Origin of the sequence: Streptomyces antimicrobicus (assembly GCF_020532625.1) — a bacterium.
GTDB lineage: Bacteria > Actinomycetota > Actinomycetes > Streptomycetales > Streptomycetaceae > Streptomyces > Streptomyces antimicrobicus.
The window spans coordinates 63,674-85,758 of sequence record NZ_JAJAUY010000011.1 but is presented as its reverse complement, the minus strand read 5'-3'; the positions used below and the strand labels follow the sequence as shown (position 1 = coordinate 85,758).

Here is a 22,085-nt window from a genome sequence, read left to right as displayed (position 1 = left end):
GGGGCCCGGGCGCCCCCCGGGGGGGCTGTCCCCTCCGGGCGGGGGCCCCGGCGCGCCCGGGGGCGACCGCCCCCGGACCGGGGGGCCCCCCACCGGCCGGTCCGCGCCGCCGGGGGTGGCGCGGCCGGGCCGGGCGCCGCCTGATAGTTTCCCGGCTTGCCCGGGGCACCGCCCGGGCGAGCCGCGACCGGACCCGTACCGGTGGAATCGGACGTACCCGAGAGGTGAGCCGCATGTCGGACCCCGCAGTGGAACGGGACGCCGCCGAGGCCGCCTCGGCGTTCTCCCACCCGCCCGTCGCGCCCGACGCCACCGCCGCGTACGGCGCGCACCCCGACCAGGTCGTCGACTTCTACGCGCCCCACGGCGCCGGGCCGGGCACCTTGGCGCCGCTGGTCGTCGTCCTGCACGGCGGCGCCTGGCGCGCCCCGTACGACCGCGCGCACATCAGCCCGTTCGCGGACCTGCTGGCCCGCCGCGGCTTCGCGGTGGCCAGCGTCGAGTACCGGCGCGGCAGTTCGCTGCCGCACCAGAACGCCGACGGGCCGGTCGCCGGCCGTTGGCCGGAGACCTTCGACGACGTGGCCGCGGCCCTCGACGCCCTGCCCGCGCTCGCCGCGTCCGCCCTGCCGGCCGCCGACCTGCGGCGCACGGTGATCACCGGCCACTCGGCCGGCGGCCACCTCGCGCTGTGGGCCGCCGCCCGGCACGTCCTGCCGTCCGACGCCGCCTGGCGGCTGCCGGAGCCGCCCGCGCTGCGCGGCGTGGTGGCGCTGGCGCCCATCGCCGACTTCACGGTGGCGGAGGAGCTCGGTGTCTGCGGCGGCGCCAGCGCCCAACTCCTCGGAGGCCACGCCTCCTTCGCCCCCCGCCTGCCGTACGCCGACCCCGCGGCCCTGCTCCCGACCGGCATCGCCACCGCCGTGGTCCAGGGCCGCGAGGACATCGTCGTACCGCCGCAGGTGGCCGAGTCCTACGTCGAAGCGGCGGCCAAGGCCGGCGAAACGGTGGGCCTGACCCTCCTCGACGACATCGGCCACTTCCCGCTGATCGACCCCGCGGCGGACGCCTGCGCGGTGGTGATCGAGGAGATCAGCCAACTAGCCTGGTGACGGCGGCCCGCCGCGCCGCCGGGTGACCTCAGACCTTGTTCCCGGTGCCGCTGTGCCACAGCGCGCCGCCCTTGCCGGGGCCGCCGTCCTTGTTGTAGACGACGAGGTTCCCGTCGTCCTGCAGCAGGGCGTACGCGCCGCGGCTGCCCTCGGTGTTGCTGTGCCAGAGGGTCGCGTACGTGTAGTGCTGGCGCACGACCAGATCGCCGTTGGCGTCCATCTGGAGGGTCACGGGCTTGTCGCCGCCCCAGGTGCCGCTGCTCCAGACGGCCTGGCCGTCGCTCTTGCGGTACATGACCAGGTTGTTGTCGCTCTGGAGCATGAGCCACACGGTGGCGGTCTCGGCGAAGTCGCCGCGGAGCCAGTCCCGGTACGGCACGGAACCGGTGGGCGTGCACACCATCGCGGACCGCTGGCGGGTGAGGCTCGTCCAGCGCCCGTAGAGGTTGTAGTGCCCGGTGATCTCCAGGTTGCCGTCGGCGTGCAGCCGCAGCGCGGGCCGGTCCGTCCCGGTCGCACCGAAGGTGCCGGTGTGCCAGAGGGCGCCGCCCTTGTCGGGCCCGCCGTCCTTCTTGTAGACGACGAAGTTGCCGTCCTCCTGCATCAGCGCGTAGGCGCCGGGGTTGCCCCAGGTGCCGCTGTGCCACAGCGGCAGCTTGGCGCCACCGGGCCTGCCGAGGGCGTGGAGGACGAGGTTGCCGTCGGGCTGCATGGCCAGAGCGGTCGTGCCGGTGGGGCTGGTGAGGCTCTCACCGGCCGCGAGCCGGGTGCCCGCGCCCCGGTGGACGACACGGGTGTCGTAGGGCATGTCGCACGCGGTCGCCTCGGCAGGGGCGGCGGGCGCGGCGCTCGCCGCGGCCGGCACCAGGCCGGTCAGCGCGGAGGCGGCGAGCAGGGATGTGAACGCACTGCGGAGCAGGCGGTGGTTACGCATGGGTGTTTCCCCCGGTGGTCGTCTTCGAGGCGGTCGTGGTGTTCGAGGCGACCGTGGTGGCCGCGGTCGGAGGCCGCACTCGGTCAGACCTTGTCGTAGGTCCCGGACTGCCACAGGGCGCCGCCCTTGTCCGGGCCGCCGTCCGCCTTGTAGACGACGAAGTTCCCGTCGTCCTGGAGCAGGGCGTACGCGCCGGGGTTGCCGGCGGTGCCGGAGCGCCAGACGACCTTGTTCGGGCTGAACCAGTCGCGCAGCAGCATTTCGCCGTCGGGCTCCATGCGCAGCTCGATCGAGTGGAAGCCCGAGCCGTACGTGCCGCTGTTCCAGATGGCCTTGCCGTCGCGCTTGCGGTAGATGACGAGGTTGTTGTCGTCCTGGACCACCATCCACACGGTCGCGGACTGCGACCAGTCACCGCCGTACTGGTAGCGGTACTGGTGCGTGGCGTCCTCGGCGCACAGCTTCGTGGTCTTCTCGGTCTTCAGGGCCCGCCAGTGGAGGCCGAAGGTGGGGTCGTCCTTGCGGCCGATGACCCGGAAGTCGCCGTCCGCCTCCAGGAAGGCCCTGGGCCTGGTGTCGGTCCGGTCGCCGTACGTCGCGGTGTGCCAGATGCCGCCGCCGGTCTGGGCGCTGCCGCCCTGCTTGTAGACGACGAAGTTGCCGTCCTCCTGCAGGGTCGCGTACGCGCCGGGGTTGCCCCAGGTGGCGCTGTGCCACAGCGGGAGCTTGGGGCCGCCCGGGTTCCCGAGGGCGTACAGGACGAGGTTGCCGTCGGCCTGCATGACCAGCTCGGTCACGTCGGTCGGGTTGGTCAGCTTGTCCCCGGGATTGAGCCGCTGACCCACCGTCATGACCGTCTCGCGGGTGTCGTAGGGCTCGTCGCATCCGTCCATCCCGGGCCGGACGGTGGGCGCGGCGCTCGCCGCGGCCGGCACCAGGCCGGTCAGGGCGGAGGCGGCGAGCAGGGATATGAACGCACTGCGGAGCAGGCGGTGGTTACGCATGGGTGTGTTTCCCCCGGTGGTGGTGTTCCAGGTGGTTCGAGGTGTTCCAGGTGTTCGAGGTGGCCGCGGTCGTACGGCCGCACTCGGTCAGACCTTGTCGTAGGTGCCGGACTGCCACAGGGCGCCGCCCCACTCGGGCCCGGAGCCGGTGTTGCGGTAGACGACGAAGTTGCCGTCGTCCTGGAGCAGGGCGTAGGTCTCGCTGTTGAAGGCGGTGCCGGTGTGCCAGCGCACGGTGGAGTCGCGGTCCTGCTCGCGCAGGACGAGGTCGCCGGTGGGCTCCATGAACAGCTCCACCGGGTACTTGGCCCCGTAGGTGCCGCTGCTCCAGATCACCTTGGCGTCGCTCTTGCGGTGGATGACGAGGTTGCCGTCCCGCTGCAGGACCAGCCACACGCTGGCGGACTGGGCCCAGTTGCCCGGACGCCAGGACGCCTGCGGGCGGTCCTGGAGGTGCGAGCAGATGCGGACGTGCCGCTCCTGCGTGCCGGCCCACCAGGTCCCCCGGTAGCTGCGGCCCTCGACGGTGAACTCACCGCCGGTGAGGTACGCCCCCGTGTACGGGTTGCTCTCCGTGCCGTACGTGCCGGTGGCCCACAGGGCGCCGCCCGTGTCCGGTCCGCCGCCCTGCTTGTAGACGACGAAGTTGCCGTCCTCCTGCATGAGGGCGTAGGCGCCGGGGTTGCCCCAGGTGCCGCTGTGCCACAGCGGCAGCTTGGCGCCGCCGGGCCTGCCGAGGGCGTAGAGGACGAGGTTGCCGTCGGGCTGCATGACCAGCTCGACGGTGGACACCTTGTCGGCGACGGTCCCGCCCGACGCGATGCGCCGGCCCGGAGCCACCGTCGCGGCGGCGCCGCCGTACTGGGTCCGGCACGTGGTCGGGTCGCCGGTGGCGGCTGCCGCCGGCGAGGCGCCGGTACCGCCCGGTGCCAGGCCGGTGACCGCGCAAGCGGCGACCAGGCAGACCAGCGCTCTGCGGAGCAGCTTGTGACGCATTTGGACTTCCCCCCGTGGACGGGCCGGTGGATCAGATCTTGTTGTAGGTGGCGGTGTGCCAGAGGGCGCCGCCCTTGCCGGGGCCGCCGTCGCGCTTGTAGACGACGAAGTTGCCGTCGTCCTGGAGGAGGGCCCAGGCGTCCGCGTTGCCGCCCGTGGAGGTGCGCCAGCGGACCGCGCCGGTGTTGTTGAGGCTGGCGTTCCTGATGGTCAGGTCGCCCCGGTCGGCGTAGAGCATCTGGAGGGTCACCCGCTGGCTGCCCCCGTACGTGCCGCTGTGCCAGATGGCCTTGCCGTCGCTCTTGCGGTACATGACCAGGTTGTTGTCCTGCTGGAGGACCAGCCAGACGGTCGCGGACTGGGCCCAGCTACCGGTCGACCAGCCGTGTGCCGCCGTCTCGTAGTCCGAGCAGAGCTGGTTGAGCTGCTCCGTGGTCCGGCTGGACCACCGCTGGCTGTCGGCGCCGCGGGTGCCCCGGCCCTCGACGACGAACTCGCCTTCGAGCAGGTAGGCCTTGGGCTGGAAGGTGGTCCCGGTGCCGTAGGTCCCGGTGTGCCAGATGCCGCCGCCGGTCTGCGGGCCGCCGCCCTGCTTGTACACGACGAAGTTGCCGTCCGCCTGCATGGTGGCGTAGGCGCCCGGGTTGCCCCAGGTCCCGCTGTGCCACAGCGGGAGGTTGTGGCCGCCGGGGTTGCCGAGGGCGTAGAGCACCAGGTTGCCGTCGGTCTGCATGACCAGTTCGGTCCGGCTGACCTTGTCCGCCAGGCGGCCGCCCGGCTCCAGGCGCTGGCCGGGGCTGATCTCGGCGAGGATGCCGCCGCGCGGGCCGCGGCACTGGCCCGGGCCGGCCGCGGCGGCCGGGGTGGCGGTCGTCGGGACCAGCGCCGTCGCGGCGGCGGTGGCGGCGAGCAGGGTGACGAGCGCTCTGCGGAGCGCGCGGGCGTGCATGTGTGGATTCCCCCCAAGGAATGTGCCCTGTGTGCGACCGGGCCGGTCGGACGAGATCTCTTTCTACACCGCTGCCCGCCGGGGTGATCAACTGACTACTTTGAGTCGTAGCCGGTCATCCCAGGGAGGGACTTCGACACCACCGGCTTCGGGACGCCCGAGCAGCGCTGAGGGCCCCGAGCAGCACTGAGGGCCGAGCAGCGCTGAAGGGCCCCGAGCAGCGCTGAAGGGCCCCGAGCAGCACGGAGGGGCGCGGCCCTCGCGGGACGCGCCCCTCCGGAAGTGGCGGGCCTGTGGTGACCACCCGGGGCGACCACCGTGGTGACCACCCGTGGCGACCACGGGTGGTGCCTACAGGAACGAGTTGATCTCGATCGTCTCGGTGCGGCCCGGGCCGACGCCGATCGCGGAGATCGGGGCGCCCGACATCTCCTCCAGGGCCTTCACGTACGCCTGCGCGTTCTTCGGGAGGTCACCGAAGGTCTGGGCCTTGGTGATGTCCTCCGACCAGCCGGGCAGGTACTCGTAGATCGGCTTCGCGTGGTGGAAGTCCGACTGCGAGTAGGGCAGCTCCTCGACGCGCTTGCCGTCGATCTCGTACGCGACGCAGACCGGGATCTGCTCCCAGCCGGTCAGCACGTCGAGCTTGGTGAGGAAGAAGTCGGTCAGGCCGTTCACGCGGGTGGCGTAGCGGGCGATGACCGCGTCGAACCAGCCGCAGCGCCGGTCGCGGCCGGTGGTCACGCCGCGCTCGCCGCCGATGCGGCGCAGGTCCTCGCCGTCCTGGTCGAACAGCTCGGTCGGGAACGGGCCGGCGCCGACGCGGGTGGTGTACGCCTTCAGGATGCCGATGACCCGGCTGATCTTCGTCGGGCCGACGCCGGTGCCGGTGCAGGCACCGCCGGCGGTCGGGTTCGAGGAGGTCACGAAGGGGTACGTGCCGTGGTCGACGTCGAGGAGCGTGCCCTGGCCGCCCTCGAAGAGGACGACCTTGTTCTCGTCCAGCGCGTTGTTCAGGATCAGCGTGGTGTCGGCGACGTACGGCTTGATCCGGTCCGCGTACTGGAGCATCTCCTCCACGATCGCGCCGGCCTCGATCGCACGGCGGTTGTAGAGCTTGGCGAGCAGCTGGTTCTTGTTCTCCAGCGCCGCCTCGACCTTCTGGGTGAGGATCGACTCGTCGTACAGGTCCTGCACGCGGATGCCGACGCGGTTGATCTTGTCCGCGTAGGTCGGGCCGATGCCGCGGCCGGTGGTGCCGATCTTGCGCTTGCCGAGGAAGCGCTCGCCGACCTTGTCGAGGGTGACGTTGTACGGCGTGATCAGGTGGGCGTTGCCGCTGATCAGCAGCTTCGAGGTGTCGATGCCGCGGTCGTTCAGGCCCTGCAGCTCGGACAGCAGGACGGCGGGGTCGACGACGACGCCGTTGCCGATCACCGGGGTGCAGCCGGGGGAGAGGATGCCTGACGGAAGCAGGTGGAGGGCGTACTTCTGGTCGCCTACGACGACCGTGTGGCCGGCGTTGTTGCCGCCCTGGTAGCGGACCACATAGTCGACGGAACCACCGAGGAGGTCGGTGGCCTTCCCCTTGCCCTCGTCTCCCCACTGGGCTCCGAGCAGCACAAGAGCGGGCACAGGCGTACACCTCTTCCGGATGGGGCATGTCCAAGGTCAGGGGGCGTACGACGATGTACACCGCAGGCTGGGCCGTCGGACCGGTACCCCGGAATAGACGAAGCCCCTGGCGCAATAGCGCAAGGGGCTCTTGCACAAAGATGCTACCCGAGGAAGGACCGAGGTGTCGGCTCCAGAGCCCACCATGAGCGAGGCGGGTGCGCCGGCGGGCGCCCTGCTCGTGCTCGTAGACCCGGTCGCCCGCCGACTCGACGGCGAGTCCGTGCGGATCGCGAAGGACGTGCTGAGCGCCGGGGCGGCGGCCAAGATCTGCCTCCCCGAGACCCCTGAGGAGTTCGCGCGGGCGCTGGCCCGCCGGGGCCATCGGCGGCCCGTGGTCGTCGGGGACGACCGGGCTCTGGTACGGGCCGTGTCCCTGCTGCACCGCTCGCGGCAGCTCGGCGCCTCGGCGGTGTCGCTGATCCCGGTCGGGCCGGCCGCCTCGCTGGCCCTGGCCCGCGCGCTGGGGGTGCCGACGGGTGCGGTGCCGGCGGCGCGGGCGGTGCTGGGCGGGGTGGCGCGCCGGCACGACCTGCTGGTGGACGACAGCGACGGGGTGGTGCTCGGGGGTCTGCGGATCCCTCCGCTGGGCCGGCCCCCGGCGACGCCGCGGGCGGTCGGTACGCCGACGGTGTGGAGCGCCTGCCGGTCGCTGGCCCGGACCCTGGTGCGGCCGCCGGTCGCCCCGCTCGGCGTCGCGGCGGCCCACCGGTTGCGGGTCGAGGCGGACGGGGTGCTGCTGGCCGACGTCGACCAGCCGGTGCACGACGTGTCGGTGGCTGCGCGGGACGGGCTGGTGGAGGTCGTGGTGCGCGGGGGCATCAGCGGTCCGCCGCGCCTGGCGCGGGTGAAGTCGGTGACGGTGACCGGGCCGGACTTCCGCTACCGGGCCGACCACACGATCTCGGGCCCGGTCCGGCGCCGTACGTGGACGCTCAGGCCTGGGGCGTGGGGGCTGACGGTGCCGGCGGGGGCGGAGGGGTCGGCGTAGGGGTCGGCGTCGGTGTGGGCGCGGGCGTCGCCGGTGCGGGCGGAGGCGTCGCCGGTGTGGGCGGGGTCGGCGTAGGTGCGGGCGGCGGCGTCGTCGGTGTGGGCGGGGTCGGCGTAGGTGCGGGCGGCGGCGTCGTCGGTGTGGGCGGGGTCGGCGTAGGTGCGGGCGGAGGCGTCGCCGCGGCGGCCGGGTTCGGCAGGTCCAGCTGGGCGCGGTAGGTGCGCCAGCGGTCCAGCATGCCCAGCAGCTCGTGCTGCAGGAACTCGAAGAAGGCCGCCGTCTCGGCCACCCGCGCACCGGCCGGGGTATCGGGGCCGAGGCTGGCCGCGCCGTCGCGGAGGGTCTTCTCGAACAGGGACAGCACCTGGTCGCGGCGGGTGAACGTCTCGTACCAGAGCTCGTTGTGCAGCACGTACCGGTCCCGGCGCGAGCCCGGTTCCCGTTCCCGGCTGACCATGCTGACCTGCGTGAGGTAGCTGACGGCGCCCGACACGGCCGCCGGGCTGATCTGGAGGGCCTCGCCCAGTTCCGCCGAGGTCATGGACGCGCTGTCGCTCGCGAGCAGGGCCGCGAAGACCCGCGCGGCCATCCGCTGCATGCCCGCGTCCGTCAGCTGCGCCGCGAACCGCTCCACGAAGCGGCCGACCGCTTCCTCGTCCCTCGTCGTCATGACTCGAACTTTACGCGATTTCCGACCTTCACAACTTTGTGAATGTAGCGTACGTTCAGAATCATGACGAAGGCAGAGGCGATCAGCGTCGTCGGACTCCACAAGGCGTTCGGCCGCACCCGCGCACTGGACGGCCTCGACCTGTCGGTCGCCACCGGCGAGGTCCACGGCTTCCTCGGCCCCAACGGAGCCGGCAAGTCCACCACCATCCGGGTCCTCCTCGGCCTGCTGCGCGCGGACTCCGGCACCGCCCGGCTCCTGGGCGGCGACCCCTGGGCCGACGCCGTCGGCCTGCACCGCCGCGTCGCCTACGTCCCCGGCGACGTCACCCTGTGGCGCAACCTCTCCGGCGGCGAGGTCATCGACCTCTACGGCCGGCTCCGCGGCGGCTCCCTCGACCGGGCCCGGCGCGCCGAGCTCGTCGAACGCTTCGAGCTCGACCCCACCAAGAAGGGCCGCGCCTACTCCAAGGGCAACCGGCAGAAGGTCGCCCTCGTCGCCGCCTTCGCCTCCGACGCCGACCTGCTGATCCTGGACGAGCCGACCAGCGGGCTCGACCCGCTGATGGAGGAGGTCTTCCGCGGCTGCGTCGCCGAGGCGCGCGACGCGGGCCGCACGGTCCTGCTCAGCTCGCACATCCTCAGCGAGGTCGAGGCGCTGTGCGACCGGGTCAGCATCATCCGCGCGGGGCGGACCGTCGAGAGCGGCACCCTCGCCGAGCTGCGCCACCTCACCCGCACCTCCATCAGCGCCGAGCTGGCCGGCCCGCCGGACGGCCTGGCCGACCTGCCCGGCGTCCACGACGTCCAGATCCACGGCGGCAAGGTCCGCTTCCAGGCCGACACCGACCAACTGGACGCCGTCCTGCGCGCGCTCACCGCCTCGGGCGTACGGTCCCTCACCTCGACCCCGCCCACCCTCGAAGAACTCTTCCTACGCCACTACACCGGCACGGCCCAGGCGGACGAGGGGAGCGGGGGCGGCGAGGGGCACGAGGGCAGCGGAGCGCACGCGGCCGGCGAAGGAGACGCGGCCGGCGAAGGGGACGAGGGCGGCGAAGGGGACGAGGCCGGCGAAGGGGGCGAGGCCGGCGAGGCGAAGGGCCGGGACGAGTCGACGGGAGCGAACGCGCGATGAAGCGGCAACTGGCGGGCACCGCCGCCCTGCTCCGGCTGGCCCTGCGTCGCGATCGCGTGATGATGCCGGTCTGGGTGCTGGCGACCTCGCTGCTGGTCGTCAGCATGCCGAACGCGCTGGGCAGCGTGTACGAGACCGCCGCCGAGCGGGCCACGGCCGCCTCCGCCATGAACGCCAACAGTTCCCTGCGCGCCCTGTACGGGCCGGTCTTCGCCGACTCCCTCGGCGGGCTGACCGCCTGGCGCGCGGGCGTCTTCGCCGCGGTCCTGGCCGGGATCATGAGCCTGGTCGTGGTCGTCCGGCACACCCGCGAGGAGGAGGAGACCGGGCGTCAGGAACTGCTCTCCGCCGCCATGGTGGGGCGCCGCGCCCCGCTGACGGCGGCGCTGCTCGCCGCGCTCCTCGCCAACTCCCTCGTCGGCCTGCTGATCACCGCGGGGCTGGCCGGGCAGGGCGCGACCGGCGCGCTCGCCCTCGGTCTGGCCGTGGCGGGGGCGGGCACCGTGGTCGCGACCGCGGCGGCCGTCGCCGCCCAGCTCACCGAAAGCGCCCGGGCCGCCAAGGGCGTCGCCGCGGCCGTGCTGGGTGCCGCCTTCGTGCTCAAGGCGGCCGGCGACTCCGGCGCAGCGGCCGGGGAGTCGGCGCTGACCTGGGCCTCTCCGCTGGGCTGGGTGGAACACGTACGGGCCTTCGGCGGCGAACGCTGGTGGGTCCTCGCCCTGTTCGCCGCCGCCGTCGCGGCACAGGGCGCCCTCGCCTACGCACTGGCCGGGCGGCGGGACGTGGGCATGAGCTTCCTGGCGGGCCGGCCGGGGCCCGCCGAGGGGCGGCTCGGCGGCACCGGAGCCCTGGCCTGGCGGCTCCAGCGCGGCAGCCTGCTCGGCTGGAGCGCCGGCTTCCTGATCGCCGGGCTGGTCTTCGGCGGGATGGCCGAAGGAGCCGCCGACCTGGTCGGGGACAACGCGAAGACCCGCGAGATCATCGAGCGGATGGGCGGCCGGAGCGCCTTGAGCGACGCCTTCCTCGCGGCCATGGCCGGGATGCTGGGACTCGTCGCGGCCCTGTTCGTGGTCTCCTCCGTGCTGCGCCTGCAGGCCGAGGAGTCCGGGCAGCGCGCCGAACCGCTGCTGGCCCACGCCGTCGGCCGGCTGCGCTGGGCCGGGGGACACCTGGCGGTGGCGTTCGGCGGCTCGGCACTGATCCTGGCGCTCGGCGGCCTCGGCCTGGGCCTCGGCCACGGCCAGGGCGCCGCCGACACGGCCGGCGCCGTCGGCGCGTGCCTGGCGCAACTGCCCGCCGTCTGGACGATCGGCGCACTGGCCGTCCTGCTGTACGGCGCCGCGCCCCGGCTGGCACCCGCAGCCTGGGCGGTGGCCGGAACGGCGCTGGCCCTGGGCTGGGTCGGCCCCGCCCTCAACGTGCCGCAGGCCGTCATGGACCTCTCCCCCTTCACCCACCTCCCCAAGCTGCCGGGCGCCACCGAGATCGCCTGGACCCCCCTGGCCCTCCTGACCACCTTGGCCGCCGCCTTGACCGCCACGGGCCTCACCACCTTGCGCCACCGCGACCTGACTCCGTAGAACCGCCCGCAGACCGCTACCCGCGGCCCGCGATCCGCCGGCCCGTGGCCGGTGGCCAGTGGCCACCGACTGGCCACCACCGCCGCTGCCCGCTGCGCACGGACTGCTCACTGCCCACCGGCGCTGCCCACTGCCCACCGCCGCTGCCGGCTGCGCACCGGTTGCCCGCTGGGCACCGGCTGCTCACTGCCCACCGGCTGCCCGCTGTCCAGCGGCCGCCCACTGCCCACCGCCGCTGCTCACTGCCCACCGGCTGATCGCCGCCCCCCGGCTGCCCGCTGCGCACCGGCTGGTCGCTGCCCGCTGCCGGCCGACCGCCGCGGGCCAGCGCCAGGTGGTCAGCGGCCCCCCTCGGCCGACCGCCGTGCGGCCCGGCCGGGACGGATGTCCCGGGCGTGGGCGGTTGGCTCGGGCGGCCGGGCAGCGCTGGCCGGGCAGCGCGGGGTCCGGCCGGGGGAGCCGTCGGCAGGCTGCGCTCGCCCATGGCACCGCGGCGCCCGACCGGGAGCGCTGGGCGGGAGGGGGCCGGACGGCAGTAGCCGACCGGGCAGCGGTCGGGAAGCCGCGCCAGATCGGCGGCGCTCGGCCATGGCACTGCTCTCGCCGCGGTGCCCGATGGCGGCGGCCGGGGCAGCCCCCGCGGGTCGCGTTCCGCCGGTGGCGTTCGGCATCGCACCCGCCGCGGTGCCCGACCTGGGCCGACCCGCCCCGGGGCGGCCGGGCGGGGTCGGTAGGGGCGTCAGAACTCGATCAGCAGTTCGCGGAGGCCCCTGATCACGTAGCCCTCCTGCCACTGCGGCTCGCGTACGAGGCGCAGGGGCGGAGTGGTGTCCGCCAGCAGGGCCCCGAACGACGCGGTGAGTTCCACCTTGGCCAGGGGCGCGCCCAGGCAGTAGTGGATGCCGGCGCCGAAGCTCAGGTGCGGATTGTCGGTCCGGGCCAGGTCCAGGTCGTCAGGGCGGGCGAACCGGGCCGGGTCGCGGTTGGCCGAGCCGAACAGCAGCGCCACCTCCGCCCCGCGCGGGATCACGGTGCCGCCGACCTCGATCTCGTCGAGCACCCAGCGCTCGAACATCTGCAGCGGAGTGTCGAAGCGCAGAAGTTCGTCCACAGCTGTGGACAGAAGTCCGCGATCGGCGCGCAGAGCGGCCAGCTCGGCAGGATGACGGAACAGGGTCCACCACCCGTTGGCCGTGGTGTTCACCGTGGCTTCGTGGCCCGCGTTGAGCAGCAGCACACAGGTAGAGATCATCTCCTGTTCACTGAGCCTCCCCTCCTCGTCGTGCGCGGCGATCAACGCCGACACCAGGTCCTCACCCGGATCCTTGCGCCGCTCGGCGATCAGCTCCCGCAGGTATGCGCTGAACTCCACCGAGGCCCGCACCGCCCGCCGCGCGGTCTCCTCGGACGGGTGGAGCTCGAACATCCCGCAGATGTCCGCCGACCAGGGCCGCAGCAGCCCCCGGTCCGCCTCCGGGACACCGAGCAGCTCGGCGATCACGGCGACGGGCAACGGCTCGGCGACGGCGGTGAGCAGGTCACCGCCCCCGTCCGCCACGAACCCGGCCACCAGGTCCTGGGCCATCCGCCCGACGGTCGGCGCCAGCCGCTCCACCGTGCGCGGCGTGAACGCCTTGGACACCAGCCGCCGCACCCGGGCGTGCGCGGGGTCCTCCAGGTCGAGCATGCCGTGGTCGTTGAGCGTGTGGAACGGTTCGTGCTCGGCCGGCGGCGGCGTCCGCCCGAACTCCTCGTGGCTGAACCGGTGCAGATAGGTGCGCCCCAGCCGCCGGTCCCGCAGCAGCGCGCTCACATCGGCGTGGTGCGGGATCAGCCACTGCCCGGTCGGCTCGTAGGGGATGGCCCTGCCCCGAGCGCGCAGGGCGGCGTAGGCGGGGTACGGATCGGCGACGAACGAGGGGTCCCACGGGTCGAAGTCCATGTCCATCCCCGGACCTTAGCCCCGCCGGGGACCGACCGGACCGGCCTTCGACGGACCGGCCAGCCGTATCCACCAGGGACTTGCGGCCCTACGACGGGACCACCAGCCGGGTCTCGTACGCGTACACGGCGGCCTGGGTGCGGTCGCGCAGGCCCAGCTTCACCAGGACCCGGCTGACGTGCGTCTTGACCGTGGACTCCGCGACGACGAGCCGGTCGGCTATCTCCGCGTTGGACAGGCCCTGCGCGATCAGGACCAACACCTCCGTCTCCCGTTCCGTCAACTCGCCCGCCGCGGCCGGGGCCCCGACCCGCGGCGGCTCCGAGAGCTTGGAGAACTCGACGATCAGCCGCTTGGTCACCGACGGCGCCAGCAGCGCCTCGCCGGCCGCCACCACCCGCACCCCCTCGGCGAGCTGACGGGCGGAGGCGTCCTTGAGGAGGAAGCCGGAGGCGCCCGCCCGCAGCGCCTGGTACACGTACTCGTCGAGGTCGAAGGTCGTCAGGACCAGCACCTTCGCGTCCGCGTCCGCCGCCACGATCTCCCGCGTGGCCTCCAAGCCGTTGAGCACGGGCATCCGGATGTCCATCAGCACCACGTCCGGCCGCAGGGCCGCCACCTGGGCGATGGCCTCCCGGCCGTCGACCGCCTCGCCCACCACCTCGATGTCGGCCTGCGCGTTCAGCAGGACCGAGAAACCCTCCCTCACCATCATCTGGTCGTCCACGATCAGGACCCTGATCGTCACGCCGCGTCCTCGGCGGACCGCCGCACGGGTATGAACACCGCCACCTCGTACCCTCCAGCCTCCGTCTTACCGGCCGTCATCTCCCCCTCCAGCATCGCCACCCGCTCCCGTATGCCCGTGATCCCGTGCCCCGCACCGGGCACCGGGCGTATGTCCCCGGTCGGGGCGTCGTTGACCACGCGCACCCCGAGCCCGCTCAGCACGTACGACACCTCCACCACGGCCGCGGCCCCGGGCGCGTGGCGCAGCGTGTTGCTCAGCGCCTCCTGAACGATCCGGTACGCCGACAGCTCCACTCCCTGCGGAAGCTCCCGGACCGTGCCGGTCACGGTCTTCTCCACCCTCAGCCCGGCCTCGCGGACATTGGCCAGCAGGCCGTCCAGCTCGGCCAGGGTCGGCTGCGGGGCGTCCGGCGCCTCGTAGTCCGCGGACCGTACGACGCCCAGCACCCGGCGCAGCTCCGTCAGTGCCGAGACCGCGTTCTCCCGGATGGTCGCGAACGCCGTCACCAGCTCGGGCGGGGGATTCAACACACGGTAGGGCGCGGCCTCCGCCTGGATCGCGACGACCGACATGTGGTGGGCCACGACGTCGTGGAGCTCCCGGGCGATGGTCGTGCGCTCCTCCAGCAGCGTCCGCCGGTCCCGCTCGACGGCCGTGACCACCTGCTGTGCGGTCACCTCCTCCTCCGCGGCCACCCGTATGTACCGGACGCTGACCACCAGCAGCGCCAGCGCCGAGGTCATGGCCATGGGGAAGACGTCCGCCAACTCGCCCCGCCCGAGGAACACGGTCAGGACGACGCCGGTCCCGCAGGTCACCAGCCACATCCACCCCGCGACGCGGGGCCCCACCCGCATCGCCACGACCACCAGGACGGTCAGCTGCGCGACGAAGGAACTCGGCGACCACAGGCCCATCGCGCCACCGGGCTGCATCACGGACAGCGCCGCCGTCATGGCTATCGCCGCCCAGAACGCCCCGATCGGCCGCACCAGCGTCATCATCACCGGCGCCGCCGCTATGAGGCCGACGACCAGATTCCCGGCGGGCGGCAGGAGCCCACCGTTGGCCGGGGCCAGGGCGAGGAGCACCACGACGATGGCGACCAGGCCGACCGCCAGATGCGGCAGCCGCGTGGTCTCCTCCCGCAGCCGGGCCGGCAGGCGCCGGACGACCGGCCCGTCCGTGCGCATCGGGGGCAGCGGACGGTAGGCGAAGGCATCGGTGATCAGGTCCCGGCGCAGAGCCGCGAACAGGCCCGACGCCATCAGCATTTCAGGTGTCCGGGAGTCCGCCCCGGTCGTTGTCTCGGTCACACTCGAAACGGTAGGCCGCCGCCGCTGTCGTCCGCGTCGCCACTGCTACGGATTTCCCCGCCTCCCTCTCAGGTACTACGCGGTGCACTCAGTAGCCCGTCGGACGGACCAGGCCCGTCTCGTACGCGAACACCGCGGCCTGGGTGCGGTCGCGTAGCTGCAGCTTCACCAGGATCCGGCTCACATGCGTCTTCACCGTCTGTTCGGCCACCAGCAGGTGCTTGGCGATCTCCGCGTTGGACAGCCCCTGGGCGATCAGCGCCAGCACCTCCGTCTCGCGTTCCGTCAGCTCGCCGATGCGCTCCTTGGAGGGCCCGCGCGGAGCTCCCATCCGGGAGAACTCGGTGATCAGCCGCTTGGTGATGTTCGGGGACAGCAGCGCCTCCCCGGCCGCGATCACCCGCACCGCCTCGGCGAGCTGTTCGGCGGAGGCGTCCTTCAGCAGGAAGCCGGAGGCCCCGGCGCGCAGCGCCTCGTACACGTACTCGTCGAGGTCGAAGGTGGTCAGCACCAGCACCTTGACCGTCGAGCCGGGGGCGCCCGTGAGGGTGGCGGTGGCCTCGATGCCGCCCATGCCGGGCATGCGGATGTCCATGAGGACGACGTCGGGGGCCAGCTCGGCGACCTTCGCCACGGCGTCGGCGCCGTCCACGGCCTGGCCGACCACCTCGATGTCGGGCTGGGCGTTGAGCAGGACGGTGAACCCCTGCCGGACCATCATCTGGTCGTCGGCGATCATCACCCGGATCGGCGTGGTCATGCGGCTCCTTCGGTCGTCTCGGCGGGGTCCACGGGGAGGTGGGCGGTCACCTCGTACCCGCCACCGGGTCGGGGGCCGGCGGCCAGCTCGCCCCCCAGCATGCCTGCTCGCTCGCGCATCCCCAGCAGGCCGTGCCCGGCGCCAGGCGACGCCTGGACGGGGCGGGTCGGCCGGCTGTTGGCGACGCACAGGTACAACTCGTGGGGCCCGTAGGCGATCCCGACCTCCACCCGCGAACCGGGGGCGTGGCGCAGGCAGTTGCTCAGCGCCTCCTGCACGATGCGGTAGGCGGTCAGCTCGACGCCGGGTGTCAAGGGCCGGCGGACACCCGCTCGTTCGGTGGTGACGTCCAGGCCGGCCGCGCGCACGTTGTCCACCAGGGTGTCGAGGTCGGCGAGGGTGGGCTGGGGGTGGTGCGGGTTCGCCGGGTCGTCCGCGTTCTCCGAGCGGAGCACGCCCAGCACCCGGCGCAGCTCCGTCAGGGCCTCCAGGGCGTTCTGCCGGATGCCCGCCAGATTCTCCTTGAGCTCCTGCGACGGGTTCTCCACCAGGTGCGGGGCCACCTGCGCCTGGATCGAGATCACCGACATGTGGTGGGCGACCACGTCGTGGAGCTCGCGCGCGATCCGGCTGCGCTCCTCCAGCAGTGTGCGCCGCGCCCGCTCCGCCTCGGTCTGCGTCTCCTGTTCCTGCAGCTGGCCGCGGGCCAGCCGGACGGCGCGCAGCGCGTAGCCCAGCAGCCCCGTGACACCGAAGAGGACGAGGACCTCGCTGAGGGCGGACATGCTGCCCTGCGGAGGCCGGAACGCCAGCTCGGCGCCGCCGGTGAACACCAGCGCGACGGCCACCGCCTCGGCCGTCACCCGGGGCGCCACCCGCAGTGACACCAGCAGCAGCACCAGGGCGTAGGCGGGGAGCCCGCCGGGCAGCCACGGCCAGGTCTGCCCGCCCGTGACGTGCGGCCGGGTCAGTACGGCGATCCAGACGGTGGTGCCCGTCGCCAGCCAGAAGCCGCCCATCGGCCGGAACATGGTGAGCACGACGGAGGCCCCGGTCAGCAGCCCCAGGGCGAGCGGAATGCCACCGCGCAGCTGGTAGTGCTCGCTCAGCTGCTGGGTCACCAGGAAGCTGAAGAAGATCGCGGCGTAGCCGACCAGGCAGTGCGGCAGGTACGCCAGCCAGCGCGGCCTGCGCATGCGCGGGAGCGGCTGGTGCTCCACGGTGAGCAGGTCCCGCACCACCGTCCACGCGGCCCGGCGCACCTCCGACGGGACCGGTGCGGGGGTCTCACTCTGGGGGATCATGCCGGCCAGCCTAGGCATGGCTGACCTCCTTGCTTATCGGTATGTACCCACGGGGGAGCTGGGCCGGCGGGGCGGGCCGCGGGGCTGAGGTCCGGTGCGTGGGCCGGACTTCGACCGGCGGCGGGAGCGGGGGCGAGGTCGGGGGCGGTGGCGGGGGCGGTGTTGCATGCCGGGACCGGGCGGCGCGGTTCTGCGGGCGGCGCGGGCGGCGCGGGCGCTGCTCGTACGTGCGGAACGCGGCCCAGCAGAACAGGAGCGCTGCGGCGAACACCGGAAGCCACAGCAGGCGGGCCGGGATCCAGGTCCAGGAGTCGGGGACGGTGTGCAGCCCGGGCAGGGCCGTGCCTGCCAGCAGGCCGCTGGCGGTGACGGCCATCATGGCGGTCTGGTGCCACAGGAAGACCGTCATCGCCGACAGGTTGACCAGCGCCACCTTCGCCCAGGCGCGGGGCCGGCGCATCCGCCGCGCCAGCGGTTCGCGCAGCAGCAGTGCCAGGCCGCACTGGGCCAGACCGAACGCGACGGCGGCCAGCGTCGGCGGATTGAGGTTGGAGATCGACGCCCCCGGCACGCCCACCATCGAGGCCGGGTAGCCGCCGAAGAGGACCAGCGCGGTGACGGCCGCGCCGCCGCCGGCCAGCAGCACGACCGGGGCGCGGCGGGGCAGTACGCCTCGAGACCAGGCGGCGCCGAGGGTGTACGGCACCAGCCAGCCCGCCGCCACATTGACCCAGCCGAGCCACCCGGGCGCCCCCAGGGCGAACCGTGCCGCGTCCACCGCCGCCACCACGGCCAGCGGCCACAGCGGATGCATCCGGGACACCAGCGGGGTGGCGGCGGTCAGCGCCGCGAAGACCAGCAGGAACCACAGCGGAGACAGGACCAGCGTCAGCAGCGACTCGATGGTGCTCAGCGACACTCCGCCCAGCAGCATCCCCACCGAGGCCACCGACCACAGCGTGAGCACGGCGGCCACCGGCCGGAACAGGCGGTGCAGGCGGCCCTTCACCCACGCCCGGTACGGCACTCCGCGGTGGCGTGCCGAGGCGTAGCCGGCGGCGCCGACGTACCCGCCGACGAGGAAGAACACGGCCAGGGTCTGGAACACCCAGGAGACGGGGGCCAGCCACGGCATGTGCGCCAGCGGGCTCGTGGTACTCAGCCCGCCGTCGTTCGCGGTGAGCGCGGTCACCAGCCAGTGGCCGAGGACCACGCCGAGGATGGCCAGGGCACGCAGGGCGTCGACGGCACGGTCCCGGTCGGTCGGGGTGGCGCGGTCGACCGTGGCGGCGAGCCGGGCCCAGCGGGTGAGGGGCTCAGCCATGGGAGGCCTCCGGGAGTGCGGTGCCCAGCACGATGCGGGCGAGGCTGTCGAGGGAGCCGGAACCCGGCTTGAGGTAGTCGCTGTGGCCGGCCGCGCCCGCGGGGAACCGGTGGGCGCCGAAGGCCGGGTCGACCGGGTCCGTGCCGAAACCGATGCTGCCGAGGCGGACGTGGGGCACGTTGGCTATCCAGTCGCCGCTGCCGCGTCCGGCCCACACCCGGGCTGAGGTGGGCAGCTCGGCTGCCGTGCCGGCGGCCGTACCCGGGCTGCCGTACAGGGCGATGTCGGTGACGGCGGGCCCGGTCGGGGTGCGGGCGCAGACGACGGAGCCGTAGGAGTGGCACAGCAGCGACAGTCGGGCGTCCGGCCCGGTCAGGGTCCGTATCTCCGTGAGGAAGCCGGTCAGTCGGCGGGCGGCGTCGTCGGCCCGCCCGGTGGTGGTGACCGACGGGCTGACCGTGCCGGGGGTGTCGTACCCGAGCCAGGCCACGACGGCGGAGCGTGGATGCTCACGGTCGAGGCGCTGGTGCAGGGCGACCGCCCCGGCACGGAACCTCTGGTACGTGTCCAGCGTGGTGTCCGACCCCGGGACCAGGACGGCGATCCGGTCCGCGGTGGCCAGGCTGCCGAAGACTTCGACGGCTCGGCCCGTGCCTCGCCCGTCGAAGGCGAGGAACTGGGCCGATCCGCCGGCGGTCATCTCGCGCAGCCGCGCGGCCCGGCCGGTGCGACCGGCCTCCTGGGCCATCGCGGCGGCGCGGGTGAGGTTGTCGAGGTTGGCGGCGTAGCGCTCCGGCGCGGGGGCCGTGTCGGAGAAGCGGTGGGCGGCGGGCGCGGGGACGTCCGGCGAGGCGGCGGCGGACATGGGGAGGACGACGGCGGCGGTCAGCAGGGCGGCCAGGGCCGCGCGGAGCGGCCGGGTGGATCGGGGTCGGCCTCCTGGGTGGGGCCGCTGGTCGGTTGCGCGTTCGCCTCCTGGGTGGGGGCGCTGGTCGGTTGCGCGTTCGCCTCTTGGGGGGAGCTCCTGGTCGGTTGCGCGTCTGCCTCTCGGGCGGGGTGTGCCTGCTGGGCCGGGTGGCTGGTCGGTACGGGGTCGTGCTGCTGGGTGGGGCAGTTGGCCTGCTTCGAGCAGCCCTGGGCGCAGCGGCCGGTCGGGGCTGGGGTGCCCGGGGCGGCTGCTGGAGCGCTGGGGGCTGCTGCTGGTCATGCGGCGTCCTTCGGTCCGGAGCGGGGAGAGGCCTTCTCTCCGGTACCGAAGTTAGGAACGCGAGGCTGTGGTCAGCGTCCCGCTGTGGAGCGGGGTTTGGGCGTAGCTCTCAGGTATTACGGGGGTGACATCGGGGCCACGCGGGGCCGTTCGGAGCCGGGCCGTGCGGGGCCGGGCCGGGGGGTGCGCGGGGCCGTTCGGAGCGGGGCCGTGCAGGGCCGGGCCGGGCGGGCCGCGCGCCGGCCGTTCGGCGCCGGGCCGGGCCCCGCCGTGTGGGGTGTGCGGCATCGTGTGAGGTCGTGGTGCGGAACCGGCCTACTGCGGGCTGCACTTGTGGGGAGCCGCGCGCCCGCACGTGCTCCACCCCCGGCGCAGCTGCCAAGGCGGTGGCGGACGGGATGCGCCGGGGCCTTTGCGGCCGTGCGGAGCTCGGTGCAACCCGGCCGCTTTCGTGCCGACTTGTGCGGGCCCAAGGGGAGGGGGCCATCTGCGCTCAGGCATGCCGAGCCGGTGTGGCAGCGCGCTGCGCCGGGCTGAGGGTGCGGAGCCGTTGGAGCTGTGCGAGGCGCGTCTGAGGTTGGGCTGGAGCGTGCCGAGCCGTCCGGAGCCATGCAGAGCTGTCCGGAGCCGTGCCGAGCCGTCCGGAGCCATGCGGAGTTGTCTCCGGAGCCGTGCCGAGCCGTCCGGAGCCGTGCGGAGCCGTGCCGAGCTGTTTGGAGCCCTTTGGAGCCGTGCGGGATCGGGCTCTGCTGTTCGGAGGTCCTGGGGGACGGAGCTGGGGTGTGCTGAGCCGGGCGGGGCGTGGGGGCGTATCGGCCCGGCAGATGGAGGCGGCGGTGATCAGCTGGTTCGTTACGACGTCGCCGTTGCCACCCGGACGCCGAAGGCGATCAGGACGACGCCCGTCAGTCGGTCCAGCGCGCGCCGTACGCGGGGGCGGTCGAAGAGGCGTTGGGCGCGCGAGAGGACGTACACGTACGAGCTGAGCCAGAGCAGCGTCAGCAGCACGTGGACCAGGACCAGTAGGCCCATGCCGACCGCCGGGGACAGGCCGGGCGGGGCGAGGGTGGGGAGCAGGCCGGTGTAGAAGACGGCGATCTTGGGGTTGAGGACGTTGCTCACCAGGCCCGTGCGCCATGCGCTGCCGCCGCCTCGGGCTGGGGCGGTGAGTGCGTCGTCCGCGGAGTCCCCGGAGTCCCCGGAGTCCCCGGAGTCGGCGGCTCCGGGGGCGGGGCCGCTGCCCGTCCGGCGCAGGGACTGGACGCCGAGGAGGACGAGGTAGGCCGCGCCCGCCAGCTTCACCGCGAGGTACACCCCGGCGGACGCGGCGAGCAGCGCCGCCAGACCGGCCGCGGTGAGCGCGCCCCACACGAGCAGACCGCAGGCGATCCCTGCGACGGTCCGCAGGCCGTCCGCCCGCCCGGCAGACACCGCGCGCCTGGTCACGATCGCCATGTCCGGCCCCGGGACGAGCGTGAGCAGGGCGAGCACACCGGTGGCGGTCAGCAGTTGCGTGAGCATGTCGATCAGCATGGCATCGGGCGGCGGCTGGGGGATACCGGCCGAGGCGTGCCGGACGGCGCTCGGGCTGGCCGGGCGGTTGTGCTGACTGGCGGTGGCCTGCTGTACGGGCCGGGGAGGTGTCGCCCGGGTTCGGCCGAGTGGGACAGGCCGGGTGTGCCGGCTGAGCGGTGCTGCCCCCGGGGATCGGCCGAGGCGAGCCGATCCCGCCGAACCGATCCCGCCGAGCGGATCCCGCTGAGCGGAGTCGAGCCGAGCGGAGCCGATCCCGCCGAGCCGAGCGAGTCGGGACGAGCCCGGCGGGCCCGGTCGTGCCGGGACGAGTCCGGCGGGCCCGGTCGTGCCGGGACGAGTCCGGCGGGCTCGGTCGTGCCGGGACGAGCCCGGTGGGCCAGGCGGGCACGGGTTGGGCGGCGCGCGCTACGTCAACGGCGTCGTCAGTGGCTCCACGTATCCGGCGCGCCAGCGCGGTGCCGGGTCCTGGCCGGGGCTGGTCCAGTACTCGCGGCCGTCGACGACCTCGCCGTCGCGTACCGTCCACAGGGAGACGCCCCGGTACACGACGTGGTCGTCCGCCATCTCGACCTCCGTGACGACCCGGTCGCCGTCGGCGAGGGCGCGGAGCAGCCGGACCCGGGTGTCGTCGGCGTACGTGGACTGGCCCATGTCGCTCAGGACGGCGAGGAAGTTGGCGCGGCCGACGATCCGTTCAGCGCTGACCGGCCACTCGATGACGGCGTCCTCCGCTATCAGGGTGCCGACTGCGGGCCAGTCGTGCGCGCCGATGCGATTCCATAGTTCTGTCACCACCTTCAACGGCTCCATGGGGGGCAGTCTGCGGTGCGTCGGGCTGGCACAACAGGGCGTGCCAGCAGGCTTATTGACCTCGACACAATTGGTCCTCGACCCCGTC

At 73.7% G+C, this 22,085-nt stretch carries 18 protein-coding genes and 1 pseudogene; 4 read left to right on the top strand and 15 right to left on the bottom strand.

The annotated features are described in order from the left end of the window. Window positions 1–233: 233 nt before the first annotated feature. Window positions 234–1,112, top strand: a complete 879-nt coding sequence (locus LG632_RS05110; RefSeq protein ID WP_226725553.1) for an alpha/beta hydrolase family protein — start codon at window positions 234–236, stop codon at window positions 1,110–1,112. Window positions 1,113–1,140: 28 nt separating this feature from the next. Here LG632_RS05110 and LG632_RS05105 read toward each other — a convergent pair whose 3' ends face one another. The 5 genes from LG632_RS05105 to LG632_RS05085 form a co-directional block, all read right to left on the bottom strand. Beyond that, window positions 1,141–2,046 carry a hypothetical protein gene (locus LG632_RS05105; RefSeq protein ID WP_226725552.1) on the bottom strand — a complete coding sequence of 302 codons (906 nt, stop codon included), beginning with the start codon at window positions 2,044–2,046 and terminating at the stop codon, window positions 1,141–1,143. Window positions 2,047–2,129: 83 nt separating this feature from the next. Further along, entirely contained in the window at window positions 2,130–3,050 is a 921-nt protein-coding gene (locus LG632_RS05100) for a hypothetical protein (RefSeq protein WP_226725550.1), read from the bottom strand. Window positions 3,051–3,137: 87 nt separating this feature from the next. Beyond that, window positions 3,138–4,046: a hypothetical protein gene (locus LG632_RS05095; RefSeq protein WP_226725548.1), complete on the bottom strand. Its 909-nt coding sequence runs from the start codon at window positions 4,044–4,046 to the stop codon at window positions 3,138–3,140. A gap of 31 nt (window positions 4,047–4,077) precedes the next feature. Further along, window positions 4,078–4,995, bottom strand: coding sequence for a hypothetical protein (locus LG632_RS05090; protein ID WP_226725547.1), 918 nt, complete (start codon window positions 4,993–4,995; stop codon window positions 4,078–4,080). Window positions 4,996–5,346: 351 nt separating this feature from the next. After that, on the bottom strand, window positions 5,347–6,630 hold the full coding sequence (locus tag LG632_RS05085) for an adenylosuccinate synthase (protein ID WP_226725545.1): 1,284 nt from the start codon (window positions 6,628–6,630) through the stop codon (window positions 5,347–5,349). 184 nt (window positions 6,631–6,814) lie between these two features. On the opposite strand from LG632_RS05085, the gene LG632_RS05080 reads away from it, so the two are divergent. Next, window positions 6,815–7,660, top strand: a complete 846-nt coding sequence (locus LG632_RS05080; RefSeq protein ID WP_264201430.1) for a serine/threonine-protein kinase — start codon at window positions 6,815–6,817, stop codon at window positions 7,658–7,660. 193 nt (window positions 7,661–7,853) lie between these two features. On the opposite strand, the pseudogene LG632_RS05075 reads toward LG632_RS05080, so the two are convergent. Then, window positions 7,854–8,330 (bottom strand): annotated as a pseudogene (locus tag LG632_RS05075) (GbsR/MarR family transcriptional regulator); the annotation flags it as partial. Window positions 8,331–8,393: 63 nt separating this feature from the next. Here LG632_RS05075 and LG632_RS05070 point away from each other — a divergent pair. Both LG632_RS05070 and LG632_RS05065 read left to right on the top strand, forming a co-directional pair. Beyond that, the gene (locus LG632_RS05070) at window positions 8,394–9,467 is read left to right on the top strand and encodes an ABC transporter ATP-binding protein (protein ID WP_226725542.1); all 1,074 of its coding nucleotides are present in this window, start codon (window positions 8,394–8,396) and stop codon (window positions 9,465–9,467) included. Then, a complete protein-coding gene (locus tag LG632_RS05065; protein ID WP_226725540.1) occupies window positions 9,464–11,047 on the top strand; it encodes an ABC transporter permease in 1,584 nt (527 codons plus the stop codon). Before LG632_RS05070 ends, LG632_RS05065 begins: the two co-directional genes overlap by 4 nt. Window positions 11,048–11,786: 739 nt before the next feature. Here LG632_RS05065 and LG632_RS05060 read toward each other — a convergent pair. The 9 genes from LG632_RS05060 to LG632_RS05020 form a co-directional block, all read right to left on the bottom strand. Then, complete coding sequence (locus tag LG632_RS05060) at window positions 11,787–12,995, bottom strand: cytochrome P450 (protein ID WP_226725538.1); 1,209 nt, start codon at window positions 12,993–12,995, stop codon at window positions 11,787–11,789. A gap of 82 nt (window positions 12,996–13,077) precedes the next feature. Next, on the bottom strand, window positions 13,078–13,737 hold the full coding sequence (locus LG632_RS05055; RefSeq protein ID WP_226725537.1) for a response regulator: 660 nt from the start codon (window positions 13,735–13,737) through the stop codon (window positions 13,078–13,080). After that, a complete protein-coding gene (locus LG632_RS05050) occupies window positions 13,734–15,056 on the bottom strand; it encodes a sensor histidine kinase (RefSeq protein ID WP_374203400.1) in 1,323 nt (440 codons plus the stop codon). Before LG632_RS05050 ends, LG632_RS05055 begins: the two co-directional genes overlap by 4 nt. A gap of 88 nt (window positions 15,057–15,144) precedes the next feature. Beyond that, the gene (locus LG632_RS05045; protein WP_226725536.1) at window positions 15,145–15,816 is read right to left on the bottom strand and encodes a response regulator; all 672 of its coding nucleotides are present in this window, start codon (window positions 15,814–15,816) and stop codon (window positions 15,145–15,147) included. After that, window positions 15,813–17,120, bottom strand: coding sequence for a sensor histidine kinase (locus LG632_RS05040; RefSeq protein ID WP_226725535.1), 1,308 nt, complete (start codon window positions 17,118–17,120; stop codon window positions 15,813–15,815). The genes LG632_RS05045 and LG632_RS05040 overlap by 4 nt, the downstream gene beginning before the upstream one ends. Window positions 17,121–17,130: 10 nt before the next feature. Beyond that, window positions 17,131–18,444 (bottom strand): acyltransferase family protein, encoded by a 1,314-nt coding sequence (locus tag LG632_RS05035; RefSeq protein WP_226725534.1) that lies wholly within the window; start codon window positions 18,442–18,444, stop codon window positions 17,131–17,133. Further along, a complete protein-coding gene (locus tag LG632_RS05030; RefSeq protein WP_226725533.1) occupies window positions 18,437–19,309 on the bottom strand; it encodes an alpha/beta hydrolase in 873 nt (290 codons plus the stop codon). The genes LG632_RS05035 and LG632_RS05030 overlap by 8 nt, the downstream gene beginning before the upstream one ends. A 1,194-nt stretch (window positions 19,310–20,503) precedes the next feature. Beyond that, window positions 20,504–21,172: a LysE family translocator gene (locus LG632_RS05025; RefSeq protein WP_226725532.1), complete on the bottom strand. Its 669-nt coding sequence runs from the start codon at window positions 21,170–21,172 to the stop codon at window positions 20,504–20,506. 420 nt (window positions 21,173–21,592) lie between these two features. Further along, complete coding sequence (locus LG632_RS05020) at window positions 21,593–21,997, bottom strand: nuclear transport factor 2 family protein (protein ID WP_226725531.1); 405 nt, start codon at window positions 21,995–21,997, stop codon at window positions 21,593–21,595. Window positions 21,998–22,085: the final 88 nt, after the last annotated feature.

Coding starts and splice junctions, on each gene's coding strand:
- LG632_RS05110 (WP_226725553.1), top strand. CDS start 234: ATGTCGGACCCCGCAGTGGAACGGGACGCCGCCGAGGCCGCCTCGGCG.
- LG632_RS05100 (WP_226725550.1), bottom strand. CDS start 3,050: ATGCGTAACCACCGCCTGCTCCGCAGTGCGTTCATATCCCTGCTCGCC.
- LG632_RS05060 (WP_226725538.1), bottom strand. CDS start 12,995: ATGGACATGGACTTCGACCCGTGGGACCCCTCGTTCGTCGCCGATCCG.
- LG632_RS05035 (WP_226725534.1), bottom strand. CDS start 18,444: ATGGCTGAGCCCCTCACCCGCTGGGCCCGGCTCGCCGCCACGGTCGAC.
- LG632_RS05040 (WP_226725535.1), bottom strand. CDS start 17,120: ATGATCCCCCAGAGTGAGACCCCCGCACCGGTCCCGTCGGAGGTGCGC.
- LG632_RS05070 (WP_226725542.1), top strand. CDS start 8,394: ATGACGAAGGCAGAGGCGATCAGCGTCGTCGGACTCCACAAGGCGTTC.
- LG632_RS05025 (WP_226725532.1), bottom strand. CDS start 21,172: ATGCTCACGCAACTGCTGACCGCCACCGGTGTGCTCGCCCTGCTCACG.
- LG632_RS05020 (WP_226725531.1), bottom strand. CDS start 21,997: ATGGAGCCGTTGAAGGTGGTGACAGAACTATGGAATCGCATCGGCGCG.
- LG632_RS05080 (WP_264201430.1), top strand. CDS start 6,815: ATGAGCGAGGCGGGTGCGCCGGCGGGCGCCCTGCTCGTGCTCGTAGAC.
- LG632_RS05095 (WP_226725548.1), bottom strand. CDS start 4,046: ATGCGTCACAAGCTGCTCCGCAGAGCGCTGGTCTGCCTGGTCGCCGCT.
- LG632_RS05045 (WP_226725536.1), bottom strand. CDS start 15,816: ATGACCACGCCGATCCGGGTGATGATCGCCGACGACCAGATGATGGTC.
- LG632_RS05030 (WP_226725533.1), bottom strand. CDS start 19,309: ATGTCCGCCGCCGCCTCGCCGGACGTCCCCGCGCCCGCCGCCCACCGC.
- LG632_RS05065 (WP_226725540.1), top strand. CDS start 9,464: ATGAAGCGGCAACTGGCGGGCACCGCCGCCCTGCTCCGGCTGGCCCTG.
- LG632_RS05105 (WP_226725552.1), bottom strand. CDS start 2,046: ATGCGTAACCACCGCCTGCTCCGCAGTGCGTTCACATCCCTGCTCGCC.
- LG632_RS05090 (WP_226725547.1), bottom strand. CDS start 4,995: ATGCACGCCCGCGCGCTCCGCAGAGCGCTCGTCACCCTGCTCGCCGCC.